Below are 13,072 nucleotides of genomic sequence, written 5' to 3' on the forward strand. Positions count from 1 at the left end.
CTGTTTCAAGGAGGAAACCATGGGTGCCATTGGAAAATTGCACCTTTTGACGGATGTGGTTTTACAGTCCCGTTTCTCCCATGAGGAACTTGCCCGATTGGGAATCTCCGGGGGAGCGGACACCATTCAATTCAGGCAAAAAACCGGTTCCACGAGGGAAATGATCGAGGTGGCCCGTCGGATTAAGAGGATATGCGAGGAGAAGACGGTAAGTTTCATCGTCAATGACAGGATTGATGTAGCCATCGCCTCAGAGGCCGACGGGGTGCATCTGGGCAGGGAGGATTTTCCCATTCCCCTGGCCCGCAAGTTGCTCGGTCCCGGGAAGGTAATCGGAGGATCCGCATCCACCCTGGAAGAGGCCCTTGCCTGTGTCTCGGAGGGGGCTGATTATATCGGCTTCGGCCCGGTATATGATACGACCTCCAAGTTGGACGCAGGACCTGCAGGAGGAATCTCACTTCTCCAAAGTGTAGTGAAGAGAGTCCAGGTTCCGGTGATTGCCATTGGGGGTATTTCGGTCGAGAACGCCCGAGAAGTCATGAAGGCGGGGGCCGCAGGGATCGCAGTGATTTCAGCCATCTGTTGCCAGGAAGATCCGTTGCAGGCGACCCGGGCTCTAAAAAAGGCGATGGAATCAGGTTGACAGCCTTTTTGGGAGAACAGCTCCGTGGACAAGACCCTTAAAGACATCGGTGAATTCGGCCTCATCGACCGGATTCAGACAATTATCGAGGGGGAATCTCCCGAATCGGCGGATCTTAGGCTCGGGATCGGAGACGACGCCGCCTCCTTCCGTCCAAAGGCGGGGTATGAAATCCTTGTGACCTGCGATTCCGTGGTGGAGGGTCGCCATTTTCTTCCCGAACACATCAGCCCCCTTGACCTGGGCCGACGCGCCATGTCCCTGAACATCAGCGATATCGGGGCCATGGGGGGGCGGCCCCTGTATGCGCTCATCTCCCTCGGGCTCCGGGGAGATTCAAAGGTTTCCTATATCGAGGAACTTTACCGCGGGTTTCTAAGGGAACTTACTCCTATGGGAGGTGCCATCATCGGGGGCAACCTCACCAAGGTCGAGAATGAGATATTCATTGATATCACCCTGATCGGGGAGGTGGAAGAGGGAAGGGCCGTACGAAGATCCGGGGCCCGGGAAGGCGATGTCATACTCCTTACCGGCTATCCCGGAGAATCGGCCGCAGGACTCCATTACCTGCTTTCATCCAGGTCTCCTGGGGAACTGACAAGTCACCCCCTGGTTCGGCGATACAACACACCCACCCATCGCGCCCGGGAGGGCCGTGTCATCGCCCTTACGGGTTTGGCAACGTCCATGATCGACACCAGTGACGGATTCCTGGGCGATCTCGGGCATATTTGCAAGGAAAGCCGGCTGGGGGCCTTGATCCTTGAAGAAAGGCTGCCTGTGAGCGAAGATCTGAAAAATGCCGCCCGCCTTTTCAACATAGATCCTTTTGAATGGGTGCTGGGAAGCAGTGACGACTACGAACTCATCATTACCTGTCCACCGGAGCACTTGGCCGACATCAAGGCGGCCTTGAGGGATGTGAGTGATGTTCCCATTCATGAGGTGGGAAGAATGCTGGCCGTGGAGGAAGGGATCAGGCTGCAGGCAGCGGACGGAAACTTCAAAAGCCTTTCGGAGGGTGGATGGGATCATTTTATTAAGTAGTGTCCATCCATAAATGCGGGCACTAAGCAGAGAAGGGCGATACCCCTTGAGATGGAGCACACCGGCTTGAGGGACGGGGGAAAGTCCACGGTAGTATGGCCCTTTCCATAATTTCAAACCTAAACTGAGCGTTTCAAAATTTTGAAGAGATCCTTTTATTTAGATATATCAAAAGAGTACATGGTAGTGTCCGATAAGGTATAATAACCTCTAAGGTCAAGAGCATGGCGAGACCTTTGAAAAACGAGGATCGGGAGGAGTCATGGATATGCAGGATCTTGGCAGGAAAGCGGCGGATAACTTGAAACGTATCAGGGAAGGGAGACCCCTGGTTCACAATATCACCAATTTCGTTGTGATGAACGTCACGGCAAATGCCCTCCTCTCCTGCGGCGCTTCCCCGGTGATGGCCCATGCCCCCGAGGAAGTCGAGGAGATGGTTTCACTGGCCGGGGCATTGGTGCTCAACATAGGGACACTCACTCCTTACTGGATTGATTCCATGATCAAGGCCGGAAAAAAGGCCAATGATCTGGGAGTCCCCGTTGTGCTGGATCCTGTCGGCTCAGGGGCTACAAGCCTTCGCACCCGCTCGGCTGAAAAGATACTGAAGGAAGTAAAGATCAAAGTCATCCGGGGAAATCCTTCCGAAATCCTGTCACTGATGGGAGAAAGTTCCAAGACGAGGGGTGTTGATTCGATCCATGGCGTGGAAGACGTGGGAAAATTGGCGGAAGAGTTGGCGTCAGGATCGGATCTTACCATTGCCGTCACCGGGGCCGAGGATTTGGTGACCAATGGGAACCGCACCGTGAGGGTTTCAAACGGGCATCAACTCATGGGGCGCGTGACCGGCACGGGCTGCATGGCTTCGGCGATAATCGGAGCCTTTATAGCCGTCGATGGTGACGGCCTTGATGCTGCGGCCGGTGGATTGGCTTACTTTGGGCTTGCAGGAGAATGGGCGGCGCAAAGGGCCTCGGCTCCCGGAAGTTTCCAGGTGGCCCTTATGGACGCCCTTTTTGAAATCACTGAAGACGAATTATTGACGGGGGCAAAGATTCGGGAGGCCTAAGATAGTATCGCAAGTGCACCCGGTGGAATCGATGAGAAAAACGAGAGAGATTGGAATTGGAATTGACTGGAGATGAATGGGGAAGGGACCCCTCTGTTCAGGCATTCAGGCGGATTTTCGGGAGGATGGAGGAGGCCCAGTTCAGGTTCCTGGAAAAATTGAATCTATCTCCAATTGATCCTCGACTCCGGAAATGGCGGGAGCAGGCCAGGTATCTTTTCGAAGGGGCCTGCAGGGAAGCCGACCGGATGGGAATCTTTCTTGATGAAGACCGGATGGCCTCTCTCTATGTACGATGCCTGCAAAACCGCCTGGAAAGATCTGGATTGGAGGTGCCTGAAGAATGCCTGTCCCCGGATCCTGATGTGGAAAAACTGGTAAGGAAGGTCGCCCCATGATCCGATTGCGTTTGTTCGGCCGATGCCGAATCTACCACGATCCCGTTACCCCTGTCCTTCGCAAACCGGCCGAGATCGGCTGGGAGGCCTGGTTCCGGGAGATTGATCTCGTGACTCCCAGGCGTTTAAAAGGAAAAGAGCTGCTCATGAGAACAAAGGGGTGGTGGACCGTTGATCCCATTGACGTTGCGAAAGTTGTCGAAACACATGGCCGCCTGGTGGTAGGGGAGGGAGGCGAACTCATGGTGGAGCTTCCGGACGAAAAGGCGGCCGAGCAGCTCTCGCGCGAACTGGAAGAGCGTTTCGAACGCCAGATCCTGCTGGCACCTTGAGGGTGAAGACCAAGGAGCCCTTCAGTTAGAGATCAAACAGCCCGAATCCCGGATGAACCTTATCCCTTTCTATCTTCAATCTATCACACGGCTTTTTACCCCGTCCCATTTTTAAAACAATCTCAAAACGAAGGCTGCATATAATTTTTTTCTGACAAGAAAAAAAGCTTGACAGATTTTTTCATTATGAAATAGTATTAGCAAACGAATTCTCTTTCAGAAAATCATCCCAACAACTCTGAATTGTTCTCCGGAAAGGCAGCGGAGAGAGTGTAGCCGGCGCGTCGGATTGTTTCTTTCCAAGCCAAACAACCAGTTACCAGCCTGATTGAAATCAATAGAGGGAAGGGGCCTTGTCCCCTTCAAAAGTACTCATAAATCGAAATCTACGGTGAAAACCATATTTCTTGCGCAATCGCTCGTGGTTCCCCGGAGGGCGGGCAGGGTCGTCCTTGTATGCCGCGGCGGGGTGTGGTGAAATGAAACATTGTCACATTTTTCAAGAAGGAGGTGCCGAATGAGATTTTCAAGGGATTTAATGAAACGGTCATTCCTTTGTGTCGTGGTTTTGGCCTTTCTGGCAGGAGGGATACTGGGGGCTACTCCGTGCGTTGCGAAAGAAATCAAGTGGCGCATGCAGTGCCTGTTTCCCGGAGGAGATTATTCCTATGAAATTCAAGCAAAAGGGCTTGTCAAGGCCCTCAACGAGGGGCTGAAAGGAAAGTTAAAGATCACCCTTTTTCAACCCGGCCAGATCATTCCGGCGGAAGAAATGTTCAACGGCCTTTCCATGGGTGTGTACGACGCTGCGTATACGGCTCCCGCCTGGGCGGCCCAGACCATCCCTGAGGCGATCGTGGCTTTTGGGCTTCCCATGGGCTGGCAGAACGCCGAGCAGGATCTGGAATTTTTCGACAAGTTCGGGGGGTTGGATTATATCCGAAAGGCTTACGCAAAGCATAACATTTTCTTTGCGTATCCTATGCCGACCTCCCTTTTGCCCATCATGGGAAATTTTCCCATCCACAAGATGTCCGACCTGAAAGGGAAAAAGGTTTGGTCTGAAGGCCCGACCGCTCTTTACGTGAAGGCAGCTGGAGGTAAACCCATGGCCTTTCCGCCGGAAGATCTTTATATGGCCCTCAAGCTCGGGACCGTGGATGGATTCATCTATTCCACAGCCGAATTGAAGACCGCGAAGTACGCTGAAGTCGTTAAATACGTAAATCTTCCTCCGGTGATCTTCCCCCTGAACACGGATTTTATTTGCAACATGGATTCCTGGAAAAAATTACCCAAGGACGTTCAAGTAAAATTCATGGAAATCGTGCGAAAGGCCGCTCCTGAAATCTATGCGGCATATGCCAAGGCAAATCAGGACGGGATCGATTACGCGGTATCGAAGGGTGTGAAGATCGTAAATCTTAATAAGGCGGAAATGCCCAAAATGATCTCCGTGGCCAAGCAGGTATGGGATGAGACTGCAGCCCAGTCTCCTGAAACGGCCCAGTATGTGGAGATGCTGAAGAATTTCCTGAAAGCCAAGGGCATAGAAATCCCGAAATAGTCCGGGCCTGTGTCGGAGGAGATATGACCCTAAAACAGATCACCTCGATTATTGACCGCTTTAATGAGGGGGTTGGGAACGTCATCTGCTGGGGTATCTTTATCGTCATGGTATTCCAGGTGGCGGACGTTATTCTCAGGGTTGTTTTCAACAGCCCCCAAATATGGGTCTGGGATGTGAACGGCCAGTTGATGATTTCCTTTGCCATTCTGGGTGGAGGTTATGTCTATCTTCATGAGGGCCATGTCAGGATGGATTTGATTTACGCCAAACTGACACCCAAAAAACGACTCATGGCTGAACTCATCTGCTTCCCGGTATTTCTGTTTCTCATGGTCCTCATAATCTGGCAGGGCGGGAGAATGGCCTGGCATTCCTGGAGCATTCTGGAGCGGGGGAGGAACCTGATCTGGAAGCCGCCCCTTTACTTTGTCAAGAGTATGCTTTTTCTCGGCGGGATCTTTCTTCTGCTCCAGGGAATATCCAATTTTGTGAAGCGGGTGGAAGAGGCCCGAGAAAGCGAGGATAACGGGGAAGACCAGCCGGAGACATGAAAGAACATCCGTTTACCCGGCGGGGACCTGAAAGGCCCCGGGATCCCGCCGGGTGCGGTCTTTTCCATGAACACGAGTAGATTCCCTTAGAGAACAGGCAATTGTCTTCAACCATCCCTCCCCGGCTCCATGGTCCCTAGAGGACGATGGATTCGGAGAGCAGCTCTATGATCCAATTGAGGGACGACTGATGGATGTAGGTTTGATTACATTATTGTTGCTCGGCATGGTCTTTTTCCTCTTTGTGCTGGGATTTCCTATCTCTTTCACCTTGGCGGCCACGGGGGCCCTTTTCGCTGTTATTTTTCTCGGTCCCCGCTCCCTTTACATGGTGGCTACGTCCATGTATGGCGGGATCACCAGCCTGACGCTCATGGCCATACCCCTGTTCATCTTCATGGGCACACTCTTGAGTTTCACCGGCATCGCCGATGATATGTTCAAGGCCATCCACATCTGGTCTGGTGGAATCGCAGGTTCCCTGGCCATGGGGGCGGTGGCCATCTCGGCCGTTTTCGCGGCCATGTGCGGGGTAAGCGGTGCGGCCACGGTAACCATGGGCACCATCGCCCTTCCTGCCATGCTGGAACGTAAATATGACAAAAACATCGCGGTTGGGGCGGTTGGAGCCGGCGCCCTGCTTGGCATCATGATCCCGCCGAGTGTCCTGGCCATCATCTATGCCAGTGTGGCCGGAATGTCCATCGGGAGACTTTATATCGGGATGATGCTTCCAGGAATCCTCATGGCCCTTTTCTATATCCTTTACATTTGGATTCGCTGTCTTATACAGCCCCACATGGGACCCAAGATTCCCAAAGAAGATCGGGCGTCCCTGAAAGAAAAGCTCATTGCCCTGAAAGGGCTGAGCCTTCCCCTTTTCGTCCTTTTCCTCGTACTGGGAGGGATGTACACGGGGACGGCCACCCCCACGGAGGCGGCAGGCATCGGGGCGGCTGGGGTCGTGCTGTCGGGACTCCTGAAAGGCACATTGAATATGGAGGTAATCAAGAAGTCCCTGCTTGACGCCTTGAGACTGTCCTCCATGATCATGTGGCTGATCATGTCCATCACCCTGTTCTCACAGGTCTACAGTGCCATCGGCGCCGCTGATCTGATCCAGGAGATTGTTCGGCGTATGCCGGTACAGGGGATGGTGGTCATCGTGATGATGCAGTTGAGTATTTTCATTATGGGGATGTTCATGGATGATGTGGCCATCATCCTTATCGTCACGCCGCTCTACCTTCCCATCGTCAGGATGCTGGGTTTCAACGATTTGTGGTTTGCCGTGATGTTCATGATCCAGGTGAACATCGCATGGCTTACCCCTCCTTATGGATTCAATCTCTTCTACATGAGAGCAGTGACACCGCCTTCCGTCACGATGGGGGACATTTACTTATCCGTATTCCCGTTCATAGGTCTCCAGCTTATTGTATTGCTGTTGGTGATGATCTTTCCGGGGGTGGCCCTGTGGCTGCCTAACCTTGTCCTGGGAGGGGGGGGATAAAGAAGGCCGTATACCTTTCGGCAAAATGGATATATAATTTAAGTTTATTCCAAATTATGATTAAAGTATTCTGACAGCACTTGATGGGTAAAGTGATGTTCCCTCCGCTACGTTCCCGCCAAACAGCCGGCGGGCAGGCGTTCATGAATTATTTTGGTTTATGTCTTAATCAGTGCCCATCCATAAATAGGCAATTTTATTCAAGGTCAAGGAAGGCGAAGATTTTAACCGCCCCGCTAGGTATCCCAAGCGGGACAAGCATCCATACATTGAAGTATTTCGAGGATTAAAATCTGAGCCTGACGCTGAGATTGGAGAAAAGGGCCATTTTATGGATGGGCACTAATCAGGGGATGTAGAGGTAAGTGTCGCCCCTGTTCCCCTGCAATCGCTTTCGAGGTATTCTCAATCTTAGGTGGAGAAATCAATTATGGCCAAGAAGAGTCTACTCGAGGGAACCCGAATCCTCATTGTGGATGACGAGCCGGATGTCCTGGACACCTTGGAACAACTGCTCCCGATGTGTTACATCACCAAGGCCACAAACTTCAAAGATGCCGAAAAACTGTTGGAAAATCAGAGTTATGACCTGGTTATCCTGGACATAATGGGAGTGGACGGCTACAAGCTCCTGGAAATCGCCAGGAAGAGGAAAATGGTCACCGTCATGCTGACGGCCCATGCCCTGAGCATTGAGGATACGGAGAAATCCTTTGACATGGGGGCGGCCTCCTACATTCCGAAAGACGAGATGGCCAATATAGCCACTTACCTGAACGATGTTCTGGAGGCACAGAAAAAGGGGAAGGGGTTCTGGTGGCGCTGGCTTGAAAGGTTCTCACCCTATTACGAGAAAAAATTCGGCCCTGACTGGGAAAAGATTCACGGCCTGTCTGAAAAAATAAGAAAGGCCCAGGAGGATCAATAACAGGCCTTTGGTTGAAAGTGTTGATCAGAATTCCCCGAAAACCCGGTCCAGGTCTTCGTCATCCACGTCAAAGACCTCTCCGCTTGGAGAAAGCGGTTCCCATTTCATGAAATCCGGCAGGCGATCCTGGCCGGGGCCGAACCCGGCCCTGGTATTGAATTCCCTTTCGCGCCACAGAGCCTTCCTGCCGATTTCTTTGACCTCGTTCTCGCCCGGCACCTTCCCCGTCAACGAACCGATAAGACCCGAAAAGAGGGTGTATTCTGCGCGAAGCCCTGTAAACTGGCATAATCCAAGGCTGTCGGCCAGGGTGACGTTGATCTGGGCTTCCCTGGAGCGTGTCGTGTGTCCCTTGTTCGAAAAGGGTTCTTCGGAAACAAAGCCCGCGGTGTGATCGGCTCCCTGGGGACTCGTCGCATAGGTCACCCCGAGCCCTTTAAGAGGGCGGGCACTGTGCCCTGGGAGGGATTGCCCTTTGACGGCCGGGATGCGGGAAATGCCGAATGCCTTTCCTGTAACACACGCTCCTTGCCCGAGGATTCGACCCAAATACGTGCCCCCGCCGATTTCATCGATAAGGTCCAGCGCCCGCCGGCCGTCTCCGAAGGAGAAGAGATCCGTTTCGGTAAGTATCCCCAGGGTTGCGCCGATCTCGATAGTGTCGATGCCGTAGTCATCGCATCGCCGATCGATCATGGCGATGGTGTCCAGGTCGTCGATGTCCAGGTTGGACCCCATAAGAACCAGGGTTTCATATTCAAGGCCGGATGTGAGGTAACCTCCCTTTTCGTCATTGTAGACATTTGAACACCGAATAATGCAACCCCGCATGCAGGCATGACCCATTCGGCCACCCCGATCGGCCACGAGTTCTTTCATGCGCGCCGCATTGATCCCATCTTTTTTTTCGTAGGACCCTCGGGTGAAATTACGGGTGGGAAGGCTTCCTCTTGCATGACTGACATCAATGAGTCCCGCCGTGCCGTTTTCTCTCCAGAAGGCCGTTCTTTTACTGGATTCAATGGCTTGGATGTATTCCTTCAAGGCCTTTGAAAAGGATTCTCCGTCAATGGGTTTTCGCACCTTCGCCCCTTCAGGGTCGAGCACGATGGCCTTCAACCCTCTGGACCCCATAACGGCGCCGAGCCCCCCCCTTCCGGCATGCCGGCAGGGACGACCTTCCGTGTCTGTGACGGCGATGGTCGCCGCGGACATTTTCATCTCGCCGCAGGGACCGATAGTAAGGAATACTTTGTTCTCTCCAAAACGCTTTTTCAGGACCTCTACGGTTTCGTAATTCCCCTTTCCCTGCAATCCCCGGCCATCCACGAGTTCAGCCGAATCGGATCCGATGACCAGGACTTGAGGAACCGGGGCGGTGGAGATACCACTGATCACCAAGGCACCGATCCCAAATTGGCCCAGCAGGATCCCCGCCATGCCCCCTACGTTGGATTCCTTGATGCCTCCCGTGAGTGGGCTTTTCCCACCGATAGAGAGGCGGCTTGCCGAGGGAATCACTGTTCCGGCGAAGAGGCCGGGAGCGAGGATCAGCCTGTTTTGGGGGCCCAAGGGATGGCAGGTCGGTGGGACCTCGCGGGCCATAATCCAATCGATCATCGCCCGGCCCCCCAGCCATGCCACCTCTTCAGGAAGCTCATTCTTTTCGATGTGTTGTTGATCCAGTTGAACGTTCAATCGGTATCTCACGAAGAAATCCTCCCTTATGGAAAAAAATGAAGCTCCCCGCTGCAAGCAGCGGGATATCTTGAGCTGAATTGCGACGGAGCCAAACCCGCCTTCGCGCAAAAGCGCTTCGGCGCGCTCACCCCGCCATTCCTCCCTGTAACAAGAACTACAGGGTATCCTGGCGAAGGCGAATGAAAGACCGTGGGGGGGCCCTGCACGCCCCGTCAAGGATATCGACGATGTCCTACCCGAAGAGTCGCTTGATCATGAGTTCAGCTATGTGTTCCGGATCCTCAATCCCCGGGGGTTTTTCGATCTCCCCTTTTTCCCGGTGGAAACCCGCGATGGGCCTGGCCTGAAGAAAGAAAATGCTTTCAGGAAAGGGTTCGTTCATGGATACGGCCCATTCGATGTCCTGGGGTATATTGCCGAAGAGTCTTTCCACCTTTTCCGCCTGTTTTACAAGGGCGATGATCTCTTGGTCTTCCAGAGAGGGGAGGTTCTGAGCGGATTTGGAGATAGATTCGATTCGGATACCCTTGTCCCGGGAGACGACCTGGCTGAGTTTGGGGTGTACGACCCGCTCTTCGATTTCAAGGGTGGTGCGGTTCACGGTAAACCTGTCCGGCGTGACACTGGACTGGACCACGCTCTCTCCCAGACCCCAGCTCGCCTCGATCACACATTGATTTGGATTCCGTGTGACCGGATGTGCCGTAAACAGTACACCTGCCGATCGTGCCGGGATAAACTGGCACACAACAACGCCGATCGCCTCCCTTTCAAGGGGGAGTCCACGTTGTGCCCTCATGGCAAGTGCCCTGGGTGAATAGGCGCTTGCCCAGCAGGCCACGAGTTTCTTCAACAACATGTCCCTTCCGGACACGTTCAGGAAAGAAGAAAAAAGCCCCGGCCGGCTCACGGTGCCACTCGATCGAACTGCTACAGGAACGGATTCGACCCCCGAAATCTCGGAAAGGCGGTCATAGCTTTTCAAAATTTGATTCCTGAGAATGGAAGGTAACGGGGTGGACTCAAAGAGTTCGAACAGACGATTTCCCGCCTCTTCGAAGGCCGCAAGATCCGTGAATTCGACGTTCCTGTAATGGGCCAGGCATTCACGAATCCGCCCGAGCAGGCCCGTTTCATTAACGAAAAAATCCCAGGCCTTGATCGTTAGGGCGAACCCGGATGGTACGGGTAACCCGGCCCTTTTCATTTCCGCAAGGCTCAGGGCTTTCTTTCCCGTCAGGGGGGCATGGACCTCCAAAAGGTCTTCAAACCATACCAGGAATTCTTCCTTCTGTACCGTCAAGGGCCATCCTCCAGGATCCAAACGGCTCCCCTCTCACCGTCAATGCGGATATGTTGTCCGTCCTTGAGCTTCTTGGTGGCTTCCCCTGTCTGGACCACGACCGGAATATCGTGCTCACGCCCCATAATGGCCGCATGGGATAAGCTGGCTCCGCTATCGAGCACGATCCCCCGAATCAGGGGGAAGAACGGTGTCCAACTGGAATAGGTGGTCACGGCGACCAAGATGTCTCCATCCTTGATCTTGGCAATATCATTTTCGTCCAGGACGAGGCATGCCCGTCCTTGTCCCAGGCCGGGTGCTGCAGGATTCCCCACGAGATCCGCCTTCAGGTCCCTGGAGATCAGGGTTCGTGAGCCCACCGTCAATTTCAACATGACATAGTCCCGGGCCGCCAGGACGTATTCCATCGCTTTTTGGGGGTCATCTGAAAGCCTTCCGATCAGATGGGGTCGTTCGGTTCTAAGGGAATATTTACGGTAATAGGCTTTCCTTTCCTCGATGAGGGGGCGAAAATTGATTCTGAGGGAGAGAAGATTGCGTCTGAAATCGTCAGGAAGGAGAAATACGAAATCTTCCGGGTCATCCATGAGCCCCTCCCGGACCAGACGTTTCGCACAGGCAAGGGCCGCCCTGCGCATCAGGGCATGAGAGGTGTGTTCAAAGTAATAATTATGCCCTTCCGCAAATATCCCGGTCTGCTGGGTAAGTTCCATGAGTTTTCTTACCCAGGATCGCTCGGAAGGCGGGAATTTTGAAATGATCTCGGCCTCTGCATCCAGCCTGTCCCGGACGATCTCGGCGCGGGACGCCTCGTCTTCCATTCCCTGGGGCCGTTCGAAACAGTGTCTGATCAAGGGAAACAATTGCTCCGGCCGCTCAATGATGCTGGGGGCATTGAATTCCATGACCCGGGGCATTCGCCAACCATGGGTCCTTACGAAATCATAGAACCCGTTTTCGCGGTGAAGCCATCGACGCCCCGCCTCGTTTTCTTCCAAGGCATTAAGCACTTCTCTATCCGGGGTGCCCTTGATCAACGGATCCAGTCCCTGTTCCGCGGCATCCATGGCGAGTTTCCAGAGGGTCCTGTTCACTTCCAGCATCTTGTTGTCGAATCCCCTGATGAGGCGATGCCACAAGGGGCTGGTATCGTTGATCCCGGCGTATTCCCGGCAAAGGTCTTCGAAAAGGGAGTAAAAGGCGAAGAGAGTATACAACATCCATGAGTGGAGTCCCCAGACCCGGTAGTTGAAGTGGAACACCTGTTCGAAATGGTCGTAGAGTTCGGAAAGACCGGCCTGGTCCGGGTTGAAGGCCTTGAAACGGTCATAGCTTCGATTCAGCTCAAGGATCACCTTGTCGTGAATCTCGTTATACCCGGTCACAAATGACTGAAGATGTTGCTTGAAACGCTCGCTCCGCGCCCTCTTTTCAGCTTCGTCCGTGACCAGTACGGGGCACATGTAAGCGCATCCGTCCACTTCGCGCCAATCTGTTCCCCGGCACGTCGGGAGGCCCATAGTTTCAGCGGCCCAAAGGTCCCCGTATCTCTGGTGATGGGTCCAACTCCAGATGAACAGCGGAGTCCAGGGGGGAATGGAATGGGCTGCATCAAGGTACCAGCAAGGATAAGCTTTCAGATCGTCTTCGTTTAGGACGAATGCATGGTAGCGCCTCTCAGGCATCCATTCTGGTTTCCATTCGACCATCGATGACACTCCCGGATGCTTCGATCCGCAGAAGGCTGAACCTATCCGTATGTACCGAAAAAAAGGGGAGTACAGGTTTCCTGTTTCGATCAGAGGTGGTTCAATATCTTTATCCCGGATTATGCAATTGCCAAGTTTGCCGAAGATGCAAGGCGTAAGGTGCCCCAGACTACTTCAGTACTTCGAGCGCCTTACAACGCAGCAGAATCGGCAATCCCGAAGGGTGACAAATTTTGAATAGATTTGATGTTTCCTGACTCCACCTTTTAGGTGAATATAATCTGATCCGAAGA

General features: G+C 53.4%; 12 protein-coding genes. 9 read left to right on the forward strand and 3 right to left on the reverse strand.

Features of this window, described 5'->3' with window-relative positions:
* Positions 1-19 precede the first annotated feature (19 nt).
* The 9 genes from thiE (at position 20) to JRF57_04995 (ending at position 8,063) form a co-directional block, all read left to right on the forward strand.
* Positions 20-646 (forward strand): thiamine phosphate synthase, encoded by a 627-nt coding sequence (thiE, locus tag JRF57_04955; protein MBW2303043.1) that lies wholly within the window; start codon positions 20-22, stop codon positions 644-646.
* 24 nt (positions 647-670) lie between these two features.
* Positions 671-1,696 (forward strand): thiamine-phosphate kinase, encoded by a 1,026-nt coding sequence (thiL, locus tag JRF57_04960; GenBank protein MBW2303044.1) that lies wholly within the window; start codon positions 671-673, stop codon positions 1,694-1,696.
* A gap of 268 nt (positions 1,697-1,964) precedes the next feature.
* The gene (gene thiM / locus JRF57_04965) at positions 1,965-2,771 is read left to right on the forward strand and encodes a hydroxyethylthiazole kinase (protein ID MBW2303045.1); all 807 of its coding nucleotides are present in this window, start codon (positions 1,965-1,967) and stop codon (positions 2,769-2,771) included.
* A gap of 50 nt (positions 2,772-2,821) precedes the next feature.
* Positions 2,822-3,169, forward strand: a complete 348-nt coding sequence (locus JRF57_04970) for a hypothetical protein (protein MBW2303046.1) — start codon at positions 2,822-2,824, stop codon at positions 3,167-3,169.
* Positions 3,166-3,501, forward strand: a complete 336-nt coding sequence (locus JRF57_04975) for a hypothetical protein (protein MBW2303047.1) — start codon at positions 3,166-3,168, stop codon at positions 3,499-3,501. The genes JRF57_04970 and JRF57_04975 overlap by 4 nt, the downstream gene beginning before the upstream one ends.
* 517 nt (positions 3,502-4,018) lie before the next feature.
* Positions 4,019-5,068, forward strand: coding sequence for a TRAP transporter substrate-binding protein DctP (gene dctP, locus JRF57_04980; protein MBW2303048.1), 1,050 nt, complete (start codon positions 4,019-4,021; stop codon positions 5,066-5,068).
* Between the two features lie 23 nt (positions 5,069-5,091).
* A complete protein-coding gene (locus JRF57_04985; protein MBW2303049.1) occupies positions 5,092-5,622 on the forward strand; it encodes a TRAP transporter small permease subunit in 531 nt (176 codons plus the stop codon).
* Between the two features lie 190 nt (positions 5,623-5,812).
* A complete protein-coding gene (locus JRF57_04990; protein ID MBW2303050.1) occupies positions 5,813-7,135 on the forward strand; it encodes a TRAP transporter large permease subunit in 1,323 nt (440 codons plus the stop codon).
* 430 nt (positions 7,136-7,565) lie between these two features.
* The gene (locus tag JRF57_04995; protein ID MBW2303051.1) at positions 7,566-8,063 is read left to right on the forward strand and encodes a response regulator; all 498 of its coding nucleotides are present in this window, start codon (positions 7,566-7,568) and stop codon (positions 8,061-8,063) included.
* Positions 8,064-8,087: 24 nt separating this feature from the next.
* Here the strand turns inward: JRF57_04995 and JRF57_05000 are convergent, their stop codons facing one another.
* From JRF57_05000 to JRF57_05010, 3 genes are all read right to left on the reverse strand, one after another.
* Complete coding sequence (locus JRF57_05000; GenBank protein ID MBW2303052.1) at positions 8,088-9,773, reverse strand: aldehyde ferredoxin oxidoreductase; 1,686 nt, start codon at positions 9,771-9,773, stop codon at positions 8,088-8,090.
* Positions 9,774-9,996: 223 nt separating this feature from the next.
* Positions 9,997-11,067 carry a PEP/pyruvate-binding domain-containing protein gene (locus JRF57_05005; GenBank protein MBW2303053.1) on the reverse strand — a complete coding sequence of 357 codons (1,071 nt, stop codon included), beginning with the start codon at positions 11,065-11,067 and terminating at the stop codon, positions 9,997-9,999.
* Complete coding sequence (locus JRF57_05010) at positions 11,064-12,779, reverse strand: hypothetical protein (GenBank protein ID MBW2303054.1); 1,716 nt, start codon at positions 12,777-12,779, stop codon at positions 11,064-11,066. The genes JRF57_05005 and JRF57_05010 overlap by 4 nt, the downstream gene beginning before the upstream one ends.
* Positions 12,780-13,072 lie beyond the last annotated feature (293 nt).

Source organism: Deltaproteobacteria bacterium (assembly GCA_019310525.1).
In the GTDB taxonomy this organism is placed as follows: Bacteria; Desulfobacterota; DSM-4660; order Desulfatiglandales; family HGW-15; genus JAFDEE01.

Coding starts and splice junctions, on each gene's coding strand:
- thiM (MBW2303045.1), top strand. CDS start 1,965: ATGCAGGATCTTGGCAGGAAAGCGGCGGATAACTTGAAACGTATCAGG.
- JRF57_04990 (MBW2303050.1), top strand. CDS start 5,813: ATGGATGTAGGTTTGATTACATTATTGTTGCTCGGCATGGTCTTTTTC.
- JRF57_05010 (MBW2303054.1), bottom strand. CDS start 12,779: ATGGTCGAATGGAAACCAGAATGGATGCCTGAGAGGCGCTACCATGCA.
- JRF57_04985 (MBW2303049.1), top strand. CDS start 5,092: ATGACCCTAAAACAGATCACCTCGATTATTGACCGCTTTAATGAGGGG.
- dctP (MBW2303048.1), top strand. CDS start 4,019: ATGAGATTTTCAAGGGATTTAATGAAACGGTCATTCCTTTGTGTCGTG.
- JRF57_04995 (MBW2303051.1), top strand. CDS start 7,566: ATGGCCAAGAAGAGTCTACTCGAGGGAACCCGAATCCTCATTGTGGAT.
- JRF57_04975 (MBW2303047.1), top strand. CDS start 3,166: ATGATCCGATTGCGTTTGTTCGGCCGATGCCGAATCTACCACGATCCC.
- thiE (MBW2303043.1), top strand. CDS start 20: ATGGGTGCCATTGGAAAATTGCACCTTTTGACGGATGTGGTTTTACAG.